At 49.3% G+C, this 22,532-nt stretch carries 17 protein-coding genes; 15 read left to right on the top strand and 2 right to left on the bottom strand.

The features are described from left to right. The first annotated feature begins 9 nt into the window (after positions 1 to 9). The 9 genes from ACSFXJ_RS13275 to tnpA all read left to right on the top strand — a co-directional run bounded on the left by ACSFXJ_RS13275 (position 10) and on the right by tnpA (position 11,776). A complete protein-coding gene (locus ACSFXJ_RS13275) occupies positions 10 to 903 on the top strand; it encodes a hypothetical protein (protein WP_435920832.1) in 894 nt (297 codons plus the stop codon). A gap of 76 nt (positions 904 to 979) precedes the next feature. Continuing rightward, positions 980 to 1,693 (top strand): DNA alkylation repair protein, encoded by a 714-nt coding sequence (locus tag ACSFXJ_RS13270; protein WP_435920831.1) that lies wholly within the window; start codon positions 980 to 982, stop codon positions 1,691 to 1,693. Next, the gene (locus ACSFXJ_RS13265; protein ID WP_435920830.1) at positions 1,680 to 2,696 is read left to right on the top strand and encodes a helix-turn-helix domain-containing protein; all 1,017 of its coding nucleotides are present in this window, start codon (positions 1,680 to 1,682) and stop codon (positions 2,694 to 2,696) included. The genes ACSFXJ_RS13270 and ACSFXJ_RS13265 overlap by 14 nt, the downstream gene beginning before the upstream one ends. A 114-nt stretch (positions 2,697 to 2,810) precedes the next feature. Beyond that, on the top strand, positions 2,811 to 3,605 hold the full coding sequence (locus ACSFXJ_RS13260) for an SDR family NAD(P)-dependent oxidoreductase (RefSeq protein WP_435920829.1): 795 nt from the start codon (positions 2,811 to 2,813) through the stop codon (positions 3,603 to 3,605). A gap of 295 nt (positions 3,606 to 3,900) precedes the next feature. Beyond that, entirely contained in the window at positions 3,901 to 4,542 is a 642-nt protein-coding gene (locus tag ACSFXJ_RS13255) for a FusB/FusC family EF-G-binding protein (protein WP_435920828.1), read from the top strand. A 156-nt stretch (positions 4,543 to 4,698) separates the two neighbouring features. After that, positions 4,699 to 9,312, top strand: coding sequence for an NTTRR-F1 domain (locus tag ACSFXJ_RS13250; protein ID WP_435925756.1), 4,614 nt, complete (start codon positions 4,699 to 4,701; stop codon positions 9,310 to 9,312). Positions 9,313 to 9,525: 213 nt separating this feature from the next. After that, complete coding sequence (locus tag ACSFXJ_RS13245) at positions 9,526 to 10,155, top strand: hypothetical protein (protein ID WP_435920827.1); 630 nt, start codon at positions 9,526 to 9,528, stop codon at positions 10,153 to 10,155. 148 nt (positions 10,156 to 10,303) lie between these two features. Further along, a complete protein-coding gene (locus ACSFXJ_RS13240; protein WP_435920826.1) occupies positions 10,304 to 11,116 on the top strand; it encodes a nucleotidyltransferase in 813 nt (270 codons plus the stop codon). Positions 11,117 to 11,302: 186 nt separating this feature from the next. Beyond that, entirely contained in the window at positions 11,303 to 11,776 is a 474-nt protein-coding gene (tnpA, locus tag ACSFXJ_RS13235; protein WP_148450401.1) for an IS200/IS605 family transposase, read from the top strand. A 149-nt stretch (positions 11,777 to 11,925) separates the two neighbouring features. On the opposite strand, the gene ACSFXJ_RS13230 is transcribed toward tnpA, so the two are convergent. Beyond that, entirely contained in the window at positions 11,926 to 13,833 is a 1,908-nt protein-coding gene (locus ACSFXJ_RS13230; protein WP_435920825.1) for a serine hydrolase domain-containing protein, read from the bottom strand. A 167-nt stretch (positions 13,834 to 14,000) separates the two neighbouring features. On the opposite strand from ACSFXJ_RS13230, the gene ACSFXJ_RS13225 reads away from it, so the two are divergent. The 6 genes from ACSFXJ_RS13225 (at position 14,001) to ACSFXJ_RS13200 (ending at position 19,735) form a co-directional block, all read left to right on the top strand. After that, positions 14,001 to 14,717 (top strand): response regulator transcription factor, encoded by a 717-nt coding sequence (locus ACSFXJ_RS13225; protein WP_435920824.1) that lies wholly within the window; start codon positions 14,001 to 14,003, stop codon positions 14,715 to 14,717. Next, positions 14,714 to 15,775 carry an ATP-binding protein gene (locus ACSFXJ_RS13220; protein ID WP_435920823.1) on the top strand — a complete coding sequence of 354 codons (1,062 nt, stop codon included), beginning with the start codon at positions 14,714 to 14,716 and terminating at the stop codon, positions 15,773 to 15,775. The genes ACSFXJ_RS13225 and ACSFXJ_RS13220 overlap by 4 nt, the downstream gene beginning before the upstream one ends. 54 nt (positions 15,776 to 15,829) lie before the next feature. Further along, positions 15,830 to 16,852 (top strand): ROK family protein, encoded by a 1,023-nt coding sequence (locus ACSFXJ_RS13215; protein ID WP_435920822.1) that lies wholly within the window; start codon positions 15,830 to 15,832, stop codon positions 16,850 to 16,852. A 145-nt stretch (positions 16,853 to 16,997) separates the two neighbouring features. Further along, positions 16,998 to 18,221: an MFS transporter gene (locus ACSFXJ_RS13210; protein WP_435920821.1), complete on the top strand. Its 1,224-nt coding sequence runs from the start codon at positions 16,998 to 17,000 to the stop codon at positions 18,219 to 18,221. Positions 18,222 to 18,389: 168 nt separating this feature from the next. After that, positions 18,390 to 18,926, top strand: a complete 537-nt coding sequence (locus ACSFXJ_RS13205) for a GNAT family N-acetyltransferase (protein WP_435920820.1) — start codon at positions 18,390 to 18,392, stop codon at positions 18,924 to 18,926. 101 nt (positions 18,927 to 19,027) lie between these two features. After that, positions 19,028 to 19,735 carry a hypothetical protein gene (locus tag ACSFXJ_RS13200; RefSeq protein ID WP_435920819.1) on the top strand — a complete coding sequence of 236 codons (708 nt, stop codon included), beginning with the start codon at positions 19,028 to 19,030 and terminating at the stop codon, positions 19,733 to 19,735. Between the two features lie 72 nt (positions 19,736 to 19,807). Here ACSFXJ_RS13200 and ACSFXJ_RS13195 read toward each other — a convergent pair whose 3' ends face one another. Next, the gene (locus ACSFXJ_RS13195; RefSeq protein ID WP_435920818.1) at positions 19,808 to 22,219 is read right to left on the bottom strand and encodes an Ig-like domain-containing protein; all 2,412 of its coding nucleotides are present in this window, start codon (positions 22,217 to 22,219) and stop codon (positions 19,808 to 19,810) included. Positions 22,220 to 22,532: the final 313 nt, after the last annotated feature.

Genomic DNA, 22,532 nt, shown 5'->3' with positions numbered 1-22,532 from the left:
TGAATTCAAATGATAAAGAAACGCTGTTTATTCTGCGACGTCATTGTTCCTGTTTCTCCGGAAGGGGATTACGATAGATATATAGGCTGTTCCTGCTCACCCGGCGGGTCTTACAGCCTGCTGAGAACCAGCTACGAACCCGTTCATTCGCTTCCGCACCAAAAGAAACGCGAACTGATTCATTTAATATCCGCTTATATCCGCGAGCAAACAGAGTGTGGTGAAAGGGTGGCTTTATCGGACGGGGATCTGGAAACCATCGCGAATTCTCCCGAAATCCCGGTTACCATCGAGGATAAAGGAAACCGGCTGCTTCAATATCTGTACAGAAATGCTAAGGGCCCGGGGGAACCGGTCATCATTCATCCGCTTTCCGGCAATTATAACCTGACGTATTCCCCGAATATACAAGAATTGGTATATATCATTGACAAACTGAGAAATGATCAACTGCTCATCCGGGAAGGCACGTCTTTTCAACTTACGGAAAAGGGATGGAGAGAAGCGGCTGCCATTTCGGGAGGAAAAAAACTAAAAGCCTGTACCGTTTTAGTTCCGGATGAGGGGGATACGGTTGCGGAGTGGCAAGACAGGCTGTTTCCGAAAATCGAACAATACGGTTATTTGCCGCGGCTGCTTACACATTTGAAAACGCAGAATCGAGAAAAGTACTCTCTTGAACTTATCTCAGACAGCAAGCTGATTATTGCCGATTTAACCGGACAAGCGCCCGAGGTTTATTTTGCGGCCGGCTACGCGCTCGGTTTGAACATCCCCGTGATCTGGACCGTGAACAGCAGGGAGGCCGAAACGCTTCTGGTCAAAATAAAAGAAATCCGCCCTATCGTCTGGGAGACGGCGGTTGAACTGGCGGTAATCCTCCAGCAGAGACTGAGTTTATAGGATGCGTTCCAGGATATTACTAGTATAATAAGCATTAAAGAGACTCTCGAAATACTTCAAAAAGGAAGTGTTACCCATGGATTTCGATACGGTCATGCAGGAACTTGAAGCTCTCGGTAAGGAGCGAACGAAGAAGATTTATATGTCCAACGGCGCGCACGAACCGCTTTTTGGCGTAGCGACCGGTGCAATGAAGCCGATCGCCAAAAAAATCAAAATCAACCAACCCCTGGCTGAACGGTTATACGGTACGGGAAATTATGATGCCATGTATTTTGCCGGCGTAATTGCCGACCCTAAAGCTATGACGGAGGCGGATTTCGAGCGCTGGATGGATGCGGCTTATTTCTTTATGCTCTCCGATTATGTAGTCGCCGTTACTTTGGCGGAAACGGACATTGCGCAAGAGGTAGCCGATAAATGGATCGCAAGCCATGAGGAGTTGAGAATGTCGGGAGGCTGGAGTTGTTACTGCTGGCTTTTGGGAAATCGGCCGGACGGAGAATTTTCCGAAAGCAAACTTGCCGACATGCTTAAACTTGTGGAAAATACGATTCATGATGCTCCGGAAAGAGCGAAATACGCGATGAATAATTTTATTTATACGGTGGGAGTCTCTTATGCGCCTCTCCATGAAAAAGCGGTCGAAACCGCAAAGGCGGTAGGTCCGGTAGAAGTAGAAGTCAAAAACGGCAAGTCCAAAAGCAAATTTTTGAATGCTTCCGAAAACATTCAAAAGGCCGTAGACAAAGGGCAGCTTGGTTTCAAACGCAGATATGTCAGATGCTGATCTAAACCGTGTTAAAATGCCGCCGGGATTTTGGGAGGGCTTGCAGCAATTAGGGATTGCCGCCCACGACGTTGTTCGCAAAGCATGCCTCCCGCTTACCGTAATTACGGATCCCGTGATCACTACCGCTCAGTATTTCGCAATCTGGCAGGCTTATTCCGATCTCGTAGGCGACACTGCCCAAGGTATCATCCGACTGGCGACCGCTTTTGAGACCGCGAAATATCCGCCGACCGTCCTGGCTCCTTATCACGCCCGGAATTACCGGGAAGCGCTAAAGCGGATGGCTCGCTACAAACAAATGTGTCCCCCCGAAAAGTTGCGGATCACCGAGAAGGGCCAGACCTGTACCGTTGAACTGGATTGGCTGCAAGCCGGACAAGCCGGTCCGCCGCTACTGGTAGGCATCACGCTGGCTTTTCTTTTGGAGCTTGGGCGCCGGGGAACAGGGCAGCCTTTGAAGGCACAATCCGTTGAATTTACCCGTCCTATGGGCAATATACAGGACCTTGAAACTTATTTCGGCTGCAGTATAAGCATAGGTGCCGATTGTAATCGGATTACATTTGATCGAAGCGATTTGGACCGTCCCTTTAGCACACACAATGAAGAACTGGTTGAGATCTTGACACCCGTGTTGGATAGATCGCTGGATGAACAAATCGGAAGGCGATCCTTAACCGATACGGTAAAATGGATGTTGAAACGGAGCCTTGCCGCAGGACACCCTGACATTCAAACTGTCGCGAAGGAGCTGGGGATGAGTCATCGTACCTTGCAGCGCCGGCTTTCCGAAGAATGCATAAGCTTTAAGCATCTATTGACGCAAGCAAGACACGAGCAGGCACTGGAATATTTGGCAGATCCTTCGCTCGATATTACTGAAGTCGCCTTTTTGGTCGGATATGAAGATCAGAATTCGTTTTACCGCGCTTTCCGACTGTGGGAGGGCGAGACGCCTTCCCATTGGCGGCATGAACATCTGGGGACAACCATCTCCTGAATTTGCGAGTTGGCGCGTGAAGCAAGACTTTTGGCACCAGGGACTAGTTACTGAACCGTCACGACAAGTTAATATATTCTCTATCCACTACATGATGAAAAGAGGAAGATTGAAATGGATATGGGATTGCAGAATAAAACGGCTTTAGTAACAGGATCCACAAAAGGCATCGGAAAGGCCATCGCAAAGGAGCTCGCCAAAGAAGGCGTTCATGTTCTTATCAACGGACGTAACGAAGAAGAAGTGGAACGCACGGTTAAAGAGATGAAAGCGGAATTCCCGGCCACCTCACCGCAAAATGCGGCTGCGGACCTTGTTAATAAGCAGGAAAGGGAAGCCTTGTTCGAGAAATTCCCCAATATCGATATCTTGGTTAACAATATGGGGATATATGAAATGATGAATTATGAAGACGTTGACGACGAAATTTGGGAAACCTACTTTCGTACCAATGTTCTTGCCGCGAATGGATTAACCAAGTTTTATTTACCTAAAATGTTAGAAAACGATTATGGACGCATCATCTTCATCGCAAGTGAAGAAGCTATGATGCCATCCGGCCAAATGCCGCAGTATTCTATGACCAAATCTGCGCTTCTGGCACTATCCAAAAGCTTATCGAAGTTGACACGGGGCACCGAAGTGACCGTCAATACGATCATGCCGGGGCCGACGCTCTCTGAAAATGTACAGCAAATCATAGAGGGCCTGTTCCCCGATGAAGAGATGACTTTTTCAGAAAAGGAAAATAAATTCATGGCGTCAAACCTGCCTCAATCCGAAATTCAGCGATTTATCCGGCCTGTTGAAATTGGAAGACTTGCTGCATTTATTTGCAGTCCCTATGCTTCCGCCTTTAAGGGTTCGCCAATCCGCATGGACGGGGGAATGGTACCGACTATTTTCTAATCCATGGTTTCAAAGGTAAGCAAACATGAATTTCTGTACGCCTATGGTCTTTTTAAATTGCACTTTTTGGTTATTTGCTGATATAATCTGTGCATGATATTTGATTGGGGGTAGTACAGATGGCAATGCACGATTGCTCATTTGCTAGGAAGTCCTCATGCAAAGCCTGATCTGGGGCGATACTTTGCGTGGGGTGCGGTAGGATTTGATTCGATCGCCCAAACTTATCTTTATCGTTTCTAATCACAGGCTTTGCACCTTATGATTACTCATTAAAATAAGGGGCTGAAGAGCTGTGAGCGTACCATTTATTAGAAACCATCAATTTAACGTCATTAAGAATCAAGCGAAATTCCTTCAGAACACATTGAGATCCGCTGCGGACCGGAAAGTCCTGGAGACTGTAAGGTATGGAGCCGTCACGAAAATTTTCGAAGCATTTCATGAGCTGACAGAGGATCAAAAGAAAATGCTGGAACAGATTTCGACTTTCGAAACGGCCTATGAATTCCAAAGATTTCTTGATGCGTTGGAATCTTACCTGGATCCATTTCCGCCGATAACGGTGAAACAAATTCAGAAGCTATTTCCTAAAAATAAGAAACTGAAATTACCTGATCTCGGATCCATCGACTTTCGATACATGACGTATTTGAGCTGGATCGATATTGCAACGAATAAACTATTCATTGTTTATCCGTTCGAAGGTAAATTCATCGGTATTGAGGGGAGAATGACGCCGACGAACAAGAAGGGCTACTGCCTGTTCTGCAATCGGCAACATGAGCTTGCATTTTTCTCGGTCAAGACCAAATCGTCTTCGCCGGATCATTTTGCTTCCTTTGGCCATTACGTGTGTATGGAGAACCAAGGATGCAATCAAAGCATCACCAATCCCGGAGCACTGGAGAAGTTTATTCTTTCAGCCGGTAAATAACAGTTATTTTGAAAAGGGCTGCCTATAAGGCAGTCTTTTTTATGATCGAATATGGAAATGAGCAAACCCCCTAATGGAAAAGCCGTCTCTATTTTTAAAAAAATACAGTATACTATCATATCCTGACAAAAGCTGACGGATTTGGAGGGGGTGCAGTTGCCAACAAGCAATATCATTATTAATGGTGGATTTGAAACGGGGACGCTCGTGCCTTGGAATCATTCGGGTGCTGCAATCAACAGCACTTACAGTCATTCCGGTTTTTACAGTTCACAGCTAAATGCAACGAGTATCAGTCCATTTCTTACGCAGTTCGTTCCTTTAACATCAGGAAATACGTTAGAAATCATGTATTCACTTGCTAAATTGGGTCCTTTGCCAAGTCCGATTGTTTCTGTTTCCGTATCTTATTTCGGCGGATCCTCAAATTTTTTAGGTTATGGTTTGATCGTAAACCATTTTCGAGATCGGATACCGGATGTTACTGCCGTGAAAAGTTGGCTGGAGTTGTATTATGTTACAACGCCGGCACCCTTAGGCACTACTCATGCATTAGTTTCTTTTGTTGTTTTGGCGCAGGCCGGGTCGGCTCCTGTACTGATTGATGATATTGAAGCTGAGTTGATAATAGGTGTCGTTGGTCCAACAGGCCCAAGGGGAGCGACCGGTCCGACGGGCGCAACAGGGCCGGTAGGTGCGACTGGAGCGACGGGGGCAACTGGTGTGACCGGTCCAACAGGTGTGACCGGCACGACGGGTGTAACTGGACCGACGGGAGCAACCGGTCCGACGGGAGCAACCGGTCCGACGGGTGCGACCGGCCCAACAGGAGCGACAGGCCCAACAGGAGCGACAGGCCCAACAGGAGCGACAGGTCCGACGGGTGCAATCGGCCCAACAGGAGCAACCGGTCCAACAGGGGTAACCGGCCCAACAGGAGCGACTGGTCCGACTGGGGTAACCGGTCCAACGGGGGCGACTGGTCCGACGGGTGCAACCGGCCCGACGGGGGCGACCGGACCAATAGGAGCGACAGGTCCGACAGGTCCGACAGGTCCGACGGGTCCAACAGGAGCAACCGGTCCAACAGGGGTAACTGGCCCAACAGGAGCAACCGGTCCAACAGGGGTAACTGGCCCAACAGGAGCAACCGGTCCAACAGGGGTAACCGGCCCAACAGGAGCGACTGGTCCAACAGGGGTAACCGGCCCAACAGGAGCGACTGGTCCGACTGGGGTAACCGGTCCAACGGGGGCGACTGGTCCGACGGGTGCAATCGGTCCAACAGGAGCGACTGGTCCAACAGGAGCGACTGGTCCAACAGGGGCAACCGGTCTAACTGGTGTAACTGGACCAACGGGAGCAACAGGCTCGACAGGGGTAACCGGTCCAACGGGCGTGACCGGTCCAACAGGGGTAACCGGTCCAACAGGGGCAACCGGTCCTACGGGGGCAACCGGTCCAACAGGAGCAACCGGTCCAACAGGAGCAACCGGTCCGACGGGGGCAATCGGTCCAACAGGAGCGACAGGTCCGACGGGGGCAACCGGTCCAACAGGAGCGACAGGTCCGACGGGGGCAACCGGTCTAACTGGTGTAACTGGTGTAACTGGTGTAACTGGACCTACTGGAGCAACAGGCCCGACTGGAGCAACCGGCCCGACGGGGGCGACCGGCCCGACGGGGGCAACCGGTCCGACAGGAGCGAATGGCCCGACTGGTCCGAATGGGGCAACCGGCCCAACAGGTGTAACTGGACCGACGGGAGCAACAGGCTCGACAGGGGTAACCGGTCCAACGGGGGCGACTGGTCCAACGGGGGCAATCGGTCCAACAGGAGCAACCGGACCAACAGGGGCGACCGGCCCAACAGGTGTGACTGGACCAACGGGTCCAACCGGACCAACAGGGGTAACCGGACCAACAGGAGCGACTGGACCGACGGGAGCAACCGGTCCGACGGGTGCGACTGGCCCAACAGGAGCGACAGGTCCGACGGGTGCAATCGGTCCAACAGGAGCGACTGGTCCAACGGGTCCAACCGGCCCAACAGGGGCAACTGGCTCAACAGGTGTGACCGGCCCGACTGGAGCAACCGGTCCAACAGGAGCAACAGGTCCGACGGGTGCAATCGGTCCAATAGGAGTAACCGGTCCGACTGGGGTAACCGGACCAACAGGAGCGACTGGTCCGATTGGGGTAACCGGTCCAACGGGGGCGACTGGTCCGACGGGTGCAATCGGTCCAACAGGAGCAACCGGACCAACAGGAGCGACCGGTCCAACAGGAGCGACTGGTCCAACAGGAGCGACCGGTCCAACAGGGGTAACCGGACCAACAGGAGCGACTGGTCCGACGGGTGCAACCGGCCCGACGGGGGCGACCGGACCAATAGGAGCGACAGGTCCGACGGGTCCAACAGGAACAACCGGTCCAACAGGGGTAACTGGCCCAACAGGAGCAACCGGTCCAACAGGGGTAACTGGCCCAACAGGAGCGACTGGTCCAACAGGAGCGACTGGTCCAACAGGGGCAACCGGCCCAACAGGAGCGACTGGTCCGACGGGTGCAACCGGCCCGACGGGGGCGACCGGACCAATAGGAGCGACAGGTCCGACGGGTCCAACAGGGGTAACTGGCCCAACAGGAGCAACCGGTCCAACAGGGGTAACCGGCCCAACAGGAGCGACTGGTCCGACTGGGGTAACCGGTCCAACGGGGGCGACTGGTCCGACGGGTGCAACCGGCCCGACGGGGGCGACCGGACCAATAGGAGCGACAGGTCCGACAGGTCCGACAGGTCCGACGGGTCCAACAGGAGCAACCGGTCCAACAGGGGTAACTGGCCCAACAGGAGCAACCGGTCCAACAGGGGTAACTGGCCCAACAGGAGCAACCGGTCCAACAGGGGTAACCGGCCCAACAGGAGCGACTGGTCCAACAGGGGTAACCGGCCCAACAGGAGCGACTGGTCCGACTGGGGTAACCGGTCCAACGGGGGCGACTGGTCCGACGGGTGCAATCGGTCCAACAGGAGCGACTGGTCCAACAGGAGCGACTGGTCCAACAGGGGCAACCGGTCTAACTGGTGTAACTGGACCAACGGGAACAACAGGCTCGACAGGGGTAACCGGTCCTACGGGCGTGACCGGTCCAACAGGAGCGACTGGTCCAACAGGAGCGACCGGTCCAACAGGGGTAACCGGTCCAACAGGAACGACTGGACCAACGGGTCCAACCGGCCCAACAGGGGCAACTGGCCCAACAGGTGTGACCGGCCCGACAGGAGCAACCGGTCCAACAGGAGCAACAGGTCCAACAGGGGTAACCGGCCCAACAGGTGTGACTGGCCCAACAGGTGTGACCGGCCCGACGGGTGCAACCGGTCCAATAGGAGTAACCGGTCCGACTGGGGTAACCGGCCCAACAGGTGTGACTGGACCAACGGGTCCAACCGGCCCAACAGGGGCAACTGGCCCAACAGGTGTGACCGGCCCGACTGGAGCAACCGGTCCAACAGGAGCAACCGGTCCAACAGGGGTAACCGGTCCAACGGGGGCGACCGGACCAATAGGAGCGACAGGTCCGACGGGTCCAACAGGGGTAACCGGCCCAACAGGAGCGACTGGTCCGACTGGGGTAACCGGTCCAACGGGGGCGACTGGTCCGACGGGTGCAATCGGCCCAACAGGTGTGACCGGCCCGACGGGTGTAACTGGACCGACGGGAGCAACCGGTCCGACGGGTGCGACCGGCCCAACAGGAGCGACAGGTCCGACGGGTGCAATCGGTCCAACAGGAGCGACTGGATCAACGGGTCCAACCGGTCCAACAGGAGCAACCGGTCCAACAGGGGCAACCGGTCCAACAGGAGCAACCGGTCCAACAGGGGCAACCGGTCCAACAGGAGCAACCGGTCCAACAGGGGCAACCGGTCCAACAGGGGCAACCGGTCCGACGGGTGCAACCGGTCCAATAGGAGTAACCGGTCCGACTGGGGTAACTGGACCTACTGGAGAAACAGGTCCGACTGGAGCAACAGGCCCGACAGGTGTAAACGGTCCAACAGGAGAGACAGGTCCGACGGGTGTGACTGGCCCAACTGGTGTGACTGGCCCAACTGGTGTGACAGGCCCGATAGGTGTAACTGGCCCGACAGGGGCGACCGGCCCAACAGGTGTAACTGGCCCGACAGGGGCGATTGGTCCAACTGGTGTAACTGGCCCGATGGGTGTAACCGGATCATCGGGTGGAGCTGGCCCAACGGGCGCAACCGGATCACGAGGCGCAACCGGACCACGAGGCGCAACCGGATCACGAGGCGCAACCGGACCACGAGGCGCAACCGGAACTCGGGGGGCGACGGGACCAGGGTCGACCATTACGTTTAGCCAGCCAACGGGAACCGTCCCTATATCTCTTGTTGCGGGGACGGAAACTACAGTATTGACACTATCAGTGCCTGTAATAGCTGGAGAAGATATTAAAATTGATTACGCTTTGCAATTGGCTGAAGTTGTTTCTGCAAACAACTCGATAACAGCAATCATCCGATTGCGTCTGGGCACAACTGTACTTTCTTTACAAACCTTCACCAGGAACTTGCAGCAAGCAGGAACACAGCGATTCCTTTTTTCAAATACCTGGGTTGATGCTGCGACCTCAACCGGAACGAATACCTATACGGTAACCGTTCAGGTAACCGCATTTGTGGATGTTACCTCACTTACGGCAGAGACAAGATCAATAAATGCAACAACTTTTCCATAAAGTAAACCTTAAAGTTCATTTAGCCGGAGATCCCTTCTAAAAAAATGGATCACGGCTTTTTTTCTTATTGTTCTGCATCTTCCGATGCTCAAAGATAGGGAGTGTATGGCAAATTAGGATTCGGCAGCAAAATGGGGAGTATGGGCAAGGAATAATATGTTATACTTAAGCCTGATTTCCAGTCATTCCGAATATGATTAAGGTGGTGATCAAATGAAATTTAAAACGGCCATACTTATTTTGTTGATCCTTCTTATCGGTTGCTCCGAAGAAAGAAAAGAGGTAATCCCTCCTGAAAACCAGCCGGAAACGACGACCATAAAGTTAACGCCTGTTGATTTGTTTCAAGGGGACGCCGCCAAGTTTCAGATGTTCCTTGGCCCGATGTCGGGTGCATTCAAACTAAAGTACGAAGGCCCAAAGCCTGATGCCAACTTGAACATAGACATCTGGAAAAACGGGCAGAAGGTTGATTCTGCAGGATCGATAGGGGATTTGTTTTTCAATTCAGGCAAAGAGAATGCCAGCAACGAAGTGGAAGTCATCATTTCCGTGGAGACGGTATCGTTTGAAGGCCAAAACAAGTTTTGTACAATTAAAGTCAGTGAGGTTCATCAGTCAGGATCCAGCCTCGCTACATTTACAATTCCATGGGATGATAAGTTGACCGGTCGAAGCCTGATGGAATTTTCGAACCCGCAATCATTTACGACCAATCAGCCTGTACATGTGTTTGGCATGCAAGCCACAAGTTCAAATGGAATATATACATTGGATCCTTCGCCGGAATCGTTAAGCAAAGCGGAATGGGCGCTCGTATTTACCTTGCGCTTTGATAGCTAGTCTGTGTTACGTTTGTAACGAGCTTTAATTTTTGATATCATGGCTTCAGGTTAATGAAAGGAGCATTATAATGAGCTGCGCATGCTGTCCAGTCGTTGAGATTTCCCCTGATTCGAAGCAATAAATTAGATCAAAGGGGAAAGATAAAATGGTTTTGCAGAAGGAAATTATCCAATCCGTTAAAGAAAAATGCGAACAAGACTCCAAGGTAACGTCATGCATGATGTACGGTTCCTTTACAAAAGGTGAAGGGGATCGATACTCGGACGTTGAGTTTTATATTTTTATAAAGGACGGTATGTTCGATCATTTTCAATCGAGACTATGGGTTGCCGAAATCGCTGCTTTTGATTTGATGTTTAAAAATGAATACGAAACGGAAGTTGTGATTTTTTCGAACCTGATTCGAGGCGAATTTCATTTCTTGCCCGAATCCAATATAGAAATTATAAAAACGTTCAAGACAACCGGAGTTTTTCCCGACACGGAATCCATGTTTATTTACGACACGACGGGATTGTTAAAACCCTGTTTGGATGATTTGGCCGGGATTGGGCCCGAACGAATGACAAATGAGAATGTGAATTTTGCATTCAATAACTTTGTGAACGCTTGGCTTATGGGCATAAACGTGTTAAAAAGAGGAGAAACGGCACGTTCCTTAGATGTTCTGTCGCAGGTACAAAAACATATTTTACATTTGCTGCGAGTAAAGGGACGGAAGGTAGAACGATGGCTGAATTACACCAAAAATCTAGAATATGATCTGAACTCGGAAGATTATGTACAATTCTCTTTGATAACGGCAAAGTTACATGAAGATGAATTGGAGAGAGCCTATTCTAACGCACTATTGATGGCAGAAAAATTAATTGAGGATTTAAAACCAGCATATGATTTTGAGGTGAATCAAGATATCATCGTCAAACTTCGTCACTATCTAAATGAGCAAATTAGCTAATATACAAAAAACACTGACATTATATTTGTCAGTGTTTTTTATTGCGGCTTTAGCCAGTTGAGCTCGCGAAGCGTGCGAAACAAAAAACCACCCGCTATGCGGGTGGAGGGATCAAGGGTTTGACCAACAAGACCATTCCAATAAAATTGAGATGTTCAGGCTCAATAATGAAAGGAATGGTCTTAGATGGCAAACAAGAGCTATAGTCTAGCTCACACGAAGTGGATGTGCAAATACCACATTGTGTTCACCCCGAAGTATAGACGGAAAGAAATTTATAATCAAGTGAGAAAAGACTTGATCGAGATTTTCAAGCGTTTGTGTAAATACAAGGGAGTGGAGATAATAGAGGGCCACATGATGCCGGATCATGTACATATGTTAGTAGCAATTCCCCCAAAAATCTCAGTATCATCATTTATGGGATATCTGAAGGGAAAAAGCTCGTTGATGATATTCGAGAAACACGCGAGCTTAAAGTATAAGTATGGGAATCGGAAATTTTGGGCGGAAGGATATTACGTCAGTACTGTTGGCTTAAATGAGGCCACCGTCGCAAAATATATACGTGAGCAAGAAGCACATGATCAAGCAATTGATAAACTGAGCGTGAAAGAGTATGAAGATCCCTTCAGCAGGAACAGCAGCAAGAAGAAGTAAACCAGTTTAACTGGTAAGTGAAAGTGACAAATAACACTGAGCCTGAACAATTTTATTGTCAGGCTAGCGTCTTTAGGCGCAGTTTGGCAACAGGGGGTTATACCCCAAGAGCAAACCACCCGTTGGACGGGTGGTTATGATTTTGAAGTCTAGGTGTAATGAATCGAAAGCATATTCCAAAAGAACAAAAACCAAGTATACGCCAGGCAAAGGAAGATCGAAATCACAGAAAAGCATGCCCAAAGCCGTGCACTTCCAGTATCGACGTTCCCGAATTTCCGGGATTGGATGACTTGAATACCTAAGATGACCGCCCCGATCAGCGCAAGAAAGGGAAGAGAGGATAATCCCCAAGCATACCAAGCCGGGTAACCGTGAACGAAAAGTTCCGAATTGCCATACAGCAATTGTCCAATCGTATAAACGGTGAACAGGGAAGCCATCCAGGCGACAGGTCCGGGAAGCTGTTTTTTGCGCCGAACGAAACGTATTAAATATCTAACCATGCCGGTTATGAAAACGAGAATCCAAAACAAGCTTAAAGCAACATAGGCAACAATTGCGGTCTTTGGATGAAGCCACCATGGCGGTTTCTCTGAAATCGTTACACCTTGGGTGAAGATCAGCTTCCAAATTTTATTCTCCTGATGAAAGGTTACGATGTTCTCTTCAGCCTGATCCTGAAACAAATTTTCGCCTATCGGATTAAAGATTCTGCTTTCTAAACCTCCCGTGCTTCCGGGAAATTCGCCACGAATGACCAGATGATCCCCGGCGCTTTTGACCTGAAAATCCTTTGCCCCAAGCCATCGAAACCATTTTCCCCATCCATGGAGAGGTCCGAGCGTCATTGTATACGCCCGTTCATATTGTCGTAAATCCACCGCTGGAGTTACACTTCGTTGACTGCCGTGTTTGTCTTGTCCGGATAGCATGCCTGTAACGGCAGCCGTAACTTTATCATGGACGGATAGGCCCTGTGAAGCCGCATTGGCGATCACAAGGATGCCGATTTTCCGGGAAGGAACCAAAACCATTTTTGCGGAGAACCCGTCAATATCGCCATTATGCCACAGAGTCAGCAGTCCTTTCTTGGTCCCGGTACGAAAAAATCCGTAACCCATTCCGTCCGCATCCGGATGTTCCGAAAATTGATTTGCATGCATGAGTTCAATGGAATCGGACCGGAGAATGCGTTGTCCCCGATACACACCATCATTCAAATGAGCGATCATGTAATGGGCCCATTCCTCCGGAACGGCACTAATTCCTCCCGCGCCGGGCATATTGACGTAAGAGTAAGGGAGTTGTTTATACTTACCGTTGAGATAAGCATACGAGCGGGCCAATCCGGCCGACTCTGAAGCATTAAGGGCAGCACCGGGCATTTCCAAAGGCTCAAATATATGACGCGTCAAATAATCCTCCAAACGGCTGCCGCTCACCTCTTCCAAGACGTAAGCGGCAAGCCCGAATCCTGCATTGCTGTAAGCATATTCCTTGCCGGGCGTGCGGATGGGAGGTTGTTGGCTAAAATATCTTTTCAGGTATACCCCTTGGGGAATCGTCCCGGATCGAGATGTTGCGGACACCCCGTACAAGGCTTCATCCAGCCCGGCGGTGTGGGTCAATAGATGGTGCAAGGTAATAGGCTGCTTCAGGTATAAGGGGATCTTGAAGGAAGTCAGATAAGAATTCACGTCTTGTTCCATGGATACTTTGCCTTGCTCCCATAGCTGCATGATCGCCGTAGCCGTCAAGTTTTTGGTTAGCGACCCCATCGGCATGAGCGTCCTTCCCGGATCGATAGGGATTTTTAAATCAATGTCGGCATAGCCGAAGCCCTTGCTGAAAATAATCCGGTCATTCATCGTTACGACGACCGCCACGCCGGGGATATGATCCTTGGCCATCGTTTCTTTGACTATAGGATCAAGAGCCTGCTCCAGGCGGTCGGAAGTAAGTCCTTCTTCTGCCGCGACTTTTCCGGCACTGATACCCGCGATATTAAAAATAACTAGAAGAATCATTGCCGATAATATGCTTTTTTGCCTCATTCATGTGCCTCCCGAAAAGTGATGTTTCATGGTATTGCTACTATAACCCGGCTTTCTTAACCCGCTCTGTCGCCAATCTTAAAATAATCTTAAATGGACGCCATTTCGTGTTCGTCCGTGATAAACTAGGGGCAGATACAGAAGAAATGGGCGGGAGGGGCCGATTTTTGCTAAGAACGGTGTTGCTAGTGGATGATAACCGGGAGATTGTTGAACTGCTGGGTGCTTTTCTTGCAAAGGATCGCATTCGAATTGTGGAAGCTTATAACGGCTCCGAGGCATGGACGTGTCTGAAGCGGGAAAAGATCGACCTGGCCGTGTTGGACATCATGATGCCGGAGTTGGATGGAATGCAGTTGTTGCGGCTTTTGCGCACGGAATATAAAATACCCGTCATTTTGTTATCCGCAAAAAATCAGGATGAGGACAAAGTATTAGGTTTGCAACTGGGGGCGGATGACTTTATATCCAAACCCTTCAATCCTTTGGAGGCCGTAGCAAGAATTCATGCCATGCTCCGCCGGAGTTATGACTTCAATGAATCGAATCCAGCGCAGCTTGATATTCCCGAGGATACGGTCCACGGAGAGTTAAGGCTATGCCACCAGGATTGCGTCCTTCTCAAGCAAGGGCAGGAGATCGCCCTGACGGCGATGGAATACAAACTTCTCGCTATGTTGATGCAATCGCCCGGTCGCGTATTTACCAAGAAGCAGCTTTTTGAGCGGGTATGGTCGGAGCCCTATTTTGAGGATGCCAATACGGTCATGGTTCATATATCCAGACTTAGAGATAAGATCGAGGATTCTCCAAAACAGCCTTTTTATATTCAAACGATTCGAGGGCTTGGATATAAATTCGCAAAAAAGGGGGAGAGCCGGTGAAAAGGAACAACAAGTTGTTTTACGCTTTGCTGAAATCCTATGTTCTTTTTGCGGCTTTACTAGGCGTGATCCTTCTGATTTTTCTAGCGTTGATCCTGGATATTAATAATCAGGTCGTTGAAGTAAACCTGCTGCAATTGCTCTTATTCCTGGTAATGTTTGGCATATGCAGCCTACTTTACGCGCTATGGACCGCCAAACGGATTACAGGTCCGTTAGAGAAGATTGCTTCGGCGATTCAAAGGATGGGGGAGGGCAAATATAATGAACGTTTGAGTATTGCGGCCGGTTATGAATTTTCCGTCATTCAGCAGCGATTTAATGATATGGCGGAAACTCTGGAACGGTCGGAGGCGGAAAATCGAAGACTCCAGGAAGGCAAACGGAGGATGCTGGCCGATCTTTCCCATGATTTGAAGACGCCCATTACGACGATTCAAGGATATGCAAAGGCCTTGGAGCATGGAATATTCGATCAAGAGGAAAAAAGAGAGAGATGCTTAAAGCTGATCTATAGTAAATCGGCACATGTCACTGAACTGATCGATCAGATTTTTCATTTGTCCAAATTGGACAGGCCGGATTATCCGCTTCAATTGATCTCGGTGGATCTGGCCGAATTGTTGAGGGAGATGGCTGCAGAATATTACGAGCCGTTCGATGAAAAACTTTTCCGGATCGAGGTGGACATACCGGCTGAGGAGATATGGTCGGAGTGTGACCCGGGTTTGATGCGCAGAGCGATATCCAATCTCCTGTCCAACGCCTTAAAGCATAATCCGCCTGGCACGCAAGTCATGATCAGGCTCATGAAAAATGGAGGACGACTCTCCATTGCAATTACGGATGACGGAGTCGGCATCCCGGACGAATTGAAAAAGTTCGTCTTCGATCCTTTTGTCCGGGGAGACGCCGCTCGGCGGGAGGATGGAGGCTCCGGGCTTGGATTAGCGATCGTCAAGCAAATTGCGGAGATGCACGGGGGCGAACTGCATCTGCACAACATGCAAAAAGGAACTACCTTTGAATTCATTCTTGGCGGTTCCGATGTGATCTGACCGTGTATGTTATGATAGAAAGAATGAATGAGTTGATTTTATAGAGGGGTGCTTATGAAAAAGGCAAGTGCGAACTTGATGAAAGAAATCAATTTAAACAATGTGCGGCAGGTCATGAAACGTGTTGAAACGGCAACCAAACCGCAGTTGGCCTCGTTGACAAAACTGAGCGTGGTCACGGTGAACTCGCTTGTAAAGGAACTGTGCGACCTTGGAGAGATTTTTGAAGACGAGACCGTGCCTTCCAACGGAGGAAGACCCGCGCTCACCTATCGATACAATTATGATTACAGCCTCGCGCTCGTCATCTCCATGAAAGAAAAGCAAGGGACGAATCTACTTTCTGTCGTCGTCGTAAATTTGGAAGATCACGTGATGGAAAAAGATGAATATCTGATGCCTATTTTTGACGGGGAACGCTTATACGAAATCATAGGAAAATTCCTTGCGTCATATCCTTCAATCAAAGTGATCGGAATCGGTATCCCCGGACAGGCCGTCAACGGGAAGATAACGGTGAGCAGTCATCATGAGCTGACGGGCGTACACTTGATTGAAGAAGTTGAACGGCGATTTGGATTGCCCGTGATGTTGGAGAACGATATTAACGCCGCGATCAGCGGATATTGCGCAAAGCGGGTTTTGGATGAAGAGCATTGTGTCCTGGGCATCTATTTCCCTATGAAGTACCCGCCGGGCATGGGGATATATTTGGATGGCAGAATTGTCAAAGGAAAGAACGGCATGGCCGGAGAAATCAAATTCCTTCCTTTGGACATTGATTGGTATGAAGATTTGGATCAGAAAACGTTTGTGGAATCGTTATGTCACATCATTCAAACGGTCAATGCGGTTCTTGCTCCGGATCTCATCGTGATATATCAAGAGATGGTGGAAGAAGAGATTTGGAATACGTCATGGAAATCATACTTGAACCGGAAACCGATGCCGACATATCCGGAAGTGATTTTGGAGCATACCTTTCAGCATGACTTTGAGGCGGGTATGCGTTGGCTGACGCTCAAGGAGTTGGAGCACCCCTTATCCATTTTCAATGAATCGGCCCCGGGAAACTGACTGTTAATTTAATTCGGAGGTTCCCATATATCCCTCTTGACAATGGAAGGGAGCGGATGCATAGTTATTAAATAATCTTTATAAAGTCATTATTTAATGTTCGTATCATCAAATGTTGTTGTCTTATTGTGGGAAGGAGCGTTTTATGGCAACCTGGTTTTTAATCATTATTTATTTGGCTTTTATCAGCCTAGGGCTTCCGGATTCTTTGCTTGGGTCGGCCTGGCCCGTCATGTGGCCCGACCTGGGAGCTTCGTTAGGCTCCGCGGGTATATTGTCAATGGTCGTGGCCGGCGGAACGATCGTATCCAGTCTGGCAAGCGGAATTTTGCTTCAGCGCTTAGGGACGGGAAAAGTTACGCTGATCAGTTGTTGTCTTACGGCAGCGGCGTTGCTTGGATTTTCCACGGCACAATCGATGATTTGGCTGGTCCTTCTGGCCATCCCGCTGGGGCTTGGTGCCGGTGCCGTCGATGCATCATTGAATCATTACGTGGCTGAAAATTATAAAGCCCATCATATGAACTGGCTACATTGTTTCTGGGGAGTCGGCGCAACGCTGGGGCCGATCATTATGTCCTATTATATTGCCGATCACAATTCCTGGAGAGGGGGGTATACGGCAGTTTCCCTGATCCAATTCTCGCTTGTCTTGATCTTGTTTATTACGCTCCCGCTTTGGAAGCGTGTCGCCGAGAGTCGTGAACTTGAGCGTTCCCGAAATGGTTCGCAAGATGAGCATCATACCGAACCCGCGGTAACCATGAAAGAGGGGGAGACCAAAGTCAATCTCTTTCGGATGAGAGGCGTTAAACCGACGCTCATCGCTTTTCTTTTCTATTGCGGAGTTGAAATGACGGTCGGATTATGGGGAGCAAGCTACTTGGTCGGCGCCAAAAATATATCCGCAGAAACGGCTGCCGGTTGGATCTCCTTATATTATGGCGGTATTACGTTTGGCAGGTTCATCACCGGATTTATTACGTTAAAGGTCCATAATCGTTTGTTGATCCGTTGGGGTCAAATCATAGCCATTGCGGGCGGGATCATTCTGCTCCTGCCATTGCCGCCTGTACTTTCCTTGATCGGATTCATTCTCATCGGATTCGGCCTTGCCCCGATTTATCCCGGCCTGATTCATGAAACTCCGGCGCGTTTTGGGAGTGCCAATTCGGCAAAGCTTATAGGTTATCAGATGGCGGTCGCCTATACGGGAACCACATTTTTGCCTCCACTATTCGGAGTGCTCGCCACACAAGTGAGCATTTCCTTGTTCCCGTTCGTGACGCTGGCATTTCTTATTTTTATGCTGATATGCGTAGAGAAAGTTAACCTCGTTCTGAATAAGCAAATTAAAGCGGGGAACTAGATTACTTAAGAAGTCGCTTAAAAAGCGGCTTTTTTCTTTATCAAAGAGCGTTGACATGTAAGAAGCTTAGCAATAGTATTCAATTAGATATATGTCTAAATAGATGATTATAAAATTCGATGCGTGAATGTGAAAATTACTTTCCTGCTCGAGAAACGGAGGTAACAAATGAAAATACCGGAAAGTTGGAATACGGATCGGCTTCTGATTCGCAAAGCGAAGCTTAATGACATTAACCGGCTGAACCGCATTTGCGAATCATGGAGGAATAAATCTAAATTGGAAGGAGCTGATTTCCCCGAAAATTATATAGAGAATTGTATAGAAAAAGGAGACTTACCGCCGATTGCAAATGCGGAAATCTTCAATTACTATTTTATGGTAATGCAAAATTCGGATGGGGATGTCGTAGGCTTTTTCGATTTATATCATGGATACCCGGATCAAGACACCGTATGGATCGGGATTTTTTTGATAGAGGGAAAACGCCAAGGAAAATCGTATGGATCCGAGACGATAAAATCAATTTGCGATGAATGTGAAAAAGCGGGGTGGAAGTCGATCGGATTGGGAGTACACCTTAAGAATTGGAAAGCTCTCCGTTTTTGGAACAAGCATGGATTCAATAATATATTAGGGATTTATGGCGATAAGGATTATAGTGAACATCATTATTCGGTGATCGGATTAAAGCATGAATTTTAATTCCTGCCTATTAGGCGTTAAGGGAAGAACATTTCCTTCATTTCCAACGTCTAACAAATGAGAAAAAGAAATAAATTGAAGGACGGAGAGGGGGAAGACCGATGAGCAAAAGATGGGCACCATTGTTGGTTGTATCGGTACTCGTTATGGTAGCCGGCTGTATGGGGCAGCCCAATACTCCCGAACCATCTCGGCAGGAAACGATAATCGAGGAGAATGTTGCGCATAAAGGGGAGAACGCTCCGCTACCGGTTGAAGAGGTCTCGGAAGCCGAAGAAAAACCTACTCTTAAGCCTGATCCTCCCGAATCAGAATCCGAATCCGAATCAGCGAAGTTAGCGATTACGACAGGTGACGACGTTAAACTGGAGACATCATTGGAGCATGAAACGGCGATATTCGATGGAAGGGAATATACGATCGAACCCTATGGTGTAACCTTCGCTTTGCGAACAAGTATGGGTGATCCTGCGGTTGAGGACGAGAAAATCGTGTTTTCGAGCGATTTGTCCGGTGAAGCCTCCTTCATGTATGAAGTAAGGGAAAATACGACTTTGGATGAAGCAGTGGGCAAGGAGCTTCAAGAACACGGGGACGCATTCTACGGCGAGTTTGTCGAAACCACGTCGAAAGGCGGTCTGAAGGGTAAGCATAATCAATATTATGATGATTCCGTATTTGCCGGCGTATTTTTCTACGAATTCGATCGGCATGTTCTTCGGATCGAGTATCGAAGTCCGATCGCGGCCGTCGACGCCATGGTACGAATGGTTAATGAAACCGTGGATTCGGTAAAGATGGAAGACTAGAAAAGGAGCGCCTCGAAATGATGAGTTTGTCGAAAACCCGTCAAGGAGGCGCTCTTTCTTTGATTTCCCAGACTATCTGTCCATTGGCGTAAAGCTATTTTCCACAGAAATATGGGAGAACTTCGCGTAGTTCAATTGTTCAATCTTATTGGCAACATCATTGCTGTCGACGGCAAAGCCGACATAAACCGAATCTTGCATGACGATCGTTCGTTCCCCGATCTGCGACCATTCTTCTCCGTCGATAGATCCATACGCAAAGAACGTGTCTCCCTGACGTCCCAGTTTGAGCCAATAGCCTTGCGGAACGCCGTTCAACTTGAACGGTACATCCGGAAGCAATTGAATGCCGGCCTTTTCGGCGCTGGAGGCGCTGTCTAAGGTTTCGGTCAATTCATCAAATGATTCGCCCGTATGGTTTCTTCCGGCCAGATAAGCGGACCAGCTGGTATCTTTGGACAACTTTACCCAGGAAACCCCCAGGGCTGCGGCGGCACTGTCTTCTTTCAAGTCGTCTCGGATCATCAGCCCGGTGAAGGCGTGATTGTCAACGGCTCCAATGTCCTCCAGCTTCGCGGTTAATTCAAAGTCACCGTCCAACTCTTTATATACGAAATGAAAGTCATCTTTGGATGCTTGGTACGATTCGGATTCTTTCAAGCTGCCTTCGCTCATGCCAAGCTTTCCGTTTCCTTTAACGGTGATCGTATCGCCGGTCATGCTTCCGGAACCTGTAATGTCCGGGTTGCCGATATCAGCGGATGTCCAGCCTGCATCAGCCAAAGCGGCGGGGGAGTTATTGACATGGATGTTGGCGGCGGAAGTTTGCGTCTCGTTGCCTTCGGTATCCGTCACTCTTGCTGAAATATAGTAGGAAGCATCCTTTAATCCCATGATCGAATACGTATAAGCGCTTCCTTTTTTGACGGCGTCCCCCAGATATTCGGAACCGTTATAAACAGCCACTTTCTTGATTTTGTGTCCGAATTTGGAGGATGCTTTAATCCTGACTTCGATCTCTTTCCCTGAAATAAACTGGTCATTATTATTCGGGGCCATTAGGATGGCTTCAGGGTTTTCGGCGGCATGATTCATGTTAAAAAGACCGTTAATATACAGTTCCAACCAGGTATAACCGCTGTCCGTAACCGTCTTATATGCGTCTTCGATGCCCCAGATTTTATTTTTCTTTTCCCATTTATCGTCGATTCCGTTCAAATTCGTGTCAAATTGATCGTCACGCCGTTCCTCTACGGCGCCAAAGTCCGAGATATAGCCTCCGACCTCATGTTCCGTATTGATATATCTGCCCAAGCCTTGTTCCACTTCCGCCACAATTCTTGCATCGATCGCGTCACGGCGGGGATAGGTCGCGCCCGCTTGTTGCAGGATGCTTCTCAGCAGGGGTTCATTTGCATGTTTTATGCCTTTATTTACGTAATCGTCAAAGGATTTATTGGTGATGCCGTGATTCACACCCGTGCTGTCCGCCGATAGATACGGCTTGGTTGAAAGGGTGGTTAGTTGCTCGCCGCTGTCGGCACCGGAAAATTTCACATATTCCGATGATGCATCCAGCAATCCCGTAAGCTTGCCGTTAATTCGGTTCCCGTCGATGTGAAATCCGCCGAGTTTCGTGGATTCTCCTGCATCAATCACTCTGTTCAACACGTTATCCCTTGTTCCCGGACCGGCAATTTCGATATTGTTCATAAAATTCGTAAAAGTGAAGCCCCCGCCGTAAACGCCGTTGAAACCCCAATTGTAAATGACGTTGTTGGAAAACTGAACAACCGCCACATGTTCCGCATCCGCGGAACCGGTATAGCCGCCGCCGAGTCTCGGGTTTCGCGATGTATGGTTCGCATACAAATTGTGATGGAACGTCGTTTTATCACCGCCGGCAATGCCGCCATACCCATGTCTCCCTTTGGAATGCCCGGAAAGCGTCAGGCTTTCCGAAATGATGGACCATTGGATCGTTCCGTTTTCGCCTCGGTATAAGGACAGGGTTTCGTCCGTATTCCAACTGAAAGAACAATGGTCGATGATAAAGGTGTCGTTGTCTCTTCCCCAAAGCGCATCCATCGAATCGCTGCCGTTATAAACATTGGTGGCGCCCGGACGGAAGGAGAGATATCTGAGGATAATATTTTCCGAATTGCTGATGTTGGTATCCCAGCCCGCGATGGTTATTCCGTTGCCCGGGGCGGTTTGCCCGGCGATGGTCAGGTTTTTAATATCTTTAAATCGCAGGGTGCTTTTCAGTTCGATCGTTCCGGAAACATGAAAAACGATCGTGCGCCCTTCTTTAGGCGTGGATAACACCCCATACCGCAGCGATCCTTCAATAGGCTTGTCCTTTTCGCCGTAATCCTCCAGGGTCGTTACGATATAAACGTCGCCGCCCCGGCCACCGCTGGCATAGGCACCGCCGCCCTCAGCGCCCGGAAAAGCAACGATAGGGGTACTCCCGGAAGGCATCTTTTCTTGATTCGCCTGTCCTGAGGCCTCGAGAGGCTGATTCCCCAAAACTGAAAGCGCTACCGAAAAACTCAAAAAAACGGCTGCCGCCTTCATGAATCTTTTACCTTTCCCTTTCATGTTTGCCGTATAACAAAATTCACCCGAATCAATCGACGGGGACCCTGTTACACTTCCTCCCTTCAGTGGAATGTGAGTGGTACTCGGCTATACTTTAAAACTTTTAGGACTTAATTACCTGCCAAAAACCAATCTTTTTTGTGCCAACTGTTGCTCTTGGTCCTTGTGCCTCCATGGGCAAATCCATAATATG

It is taken from the genome of Paenibacillus salivarius, assembly GCF_051307165.1.
Classification (GTDB): Bacteria; Bacillota; Bacilli; order Paenibacillales; family Paenibacillaceae; genus Fontibacillus.
This window is presented reverse-complemented; position numbering and strand designations above follow the sequence as displayed.

What these genes read in the sequence shown, in the direction of transcription:
- ACSFXJ_RS13270 (WP_435920831.1), top strand. Translation starts at nt 980, where the DNA reads ATGGATTTCGATACGGTCATGCAGGAACTTGAAGCTCTCGGTAAGGAG.
- ACSFXJ_RS13240 (WP_435920826.1), top strand. Translation starts at nt 10,304, where the DNA reads ATGGTTTTGCAGAAGGAAATTATCCAATCCGTTAAAGAAAAATGCGAA.
- ACSFXJ_RS13245 (WP_435920827.1), top strand. Translation starts at nt 9,526, where the DNA reads ATGAAATTTAAAACGGCCATACTTATTTTGTTGATCCTTCTTATCGGT.
- ACSFXJ_RS13210 (WP_435920821.1), top strand. Translation starts at nt 16,998, where the DNA reads ATGGCAACCTGGTTTTTAATCATTATTTATTTGGCTTTTATCAGCCTA.
- ACSFXJ_RS13200 (WP_435920819.1), top strand. Translation starts at nt 19,028, where the DNA reads ATGAGCAAAAGATGGGCACCATTGTTGGTTGTATCGGTACTCGTTATG.
- ACSFXJ_RS13260 (WP_435920829.1), top strand. Translation starts at nt 2,811, where the DNA reads ATGGATATGGGATTGCAGAATAAAACGGCTTTAGTAACAGGATCCACA.
- ACSFXJ_RS13275 (WP_435920832.1), top strand. Translation starts at nt 10, where the DNA reads ATGATAAAGAAACGCTGTTTATTCTGCGACGTCATTGTTCCTGTTTCT.
- ACSFXJ_RS13195 (WP_435920818.1), bottom strand. Translation starts at nt 22,219, where the DNA reads ATGCCTTCCGGGAGTACCCCTATCGTTGCTTTTCCGGGCGCTGAGGGC.
- ACSFXJ_RS13205 (WP_435920820.1), top strand. Translation starts at nt 18,390, where the DNA reads ATGAAAATACCGGAAAGTTGGAATACGGATCGGCTTCTGATTCGCAAA.
- ACSFXJ_RS13265 (WP_435920830.1), top strand. Translation starts at nt 1,680, where the DNA reads ATGTCAGATGCTGATCTAAACCGTGTTAAAATGCCGCCGGGATTTTGG.
- ACSFXJ_RS13230 (WP_435920825.1), bottom strand. Translation starts at nt 13,833, where the DNA reads ATGAGGCAAAAAAGCATATTATCGGCAATGATTCTTCTAGTTATTTTT.
- ACSFXJ_RS13215 (WP_435920822.1), top strand. Translation starts at nt 15,830, where the DNA reads ATGAAAAAGGCAAGTGCGAACTTGATGAAAGAAATCAATTTAAACAAT.
- tnpA (WP_148450401.1), top strand. Translation starts at nt 11,303, where the DNA reads ATGGCAAACAAGAGCTATAGTCTAGCTCACACGAAGTGGATGTGCAAA.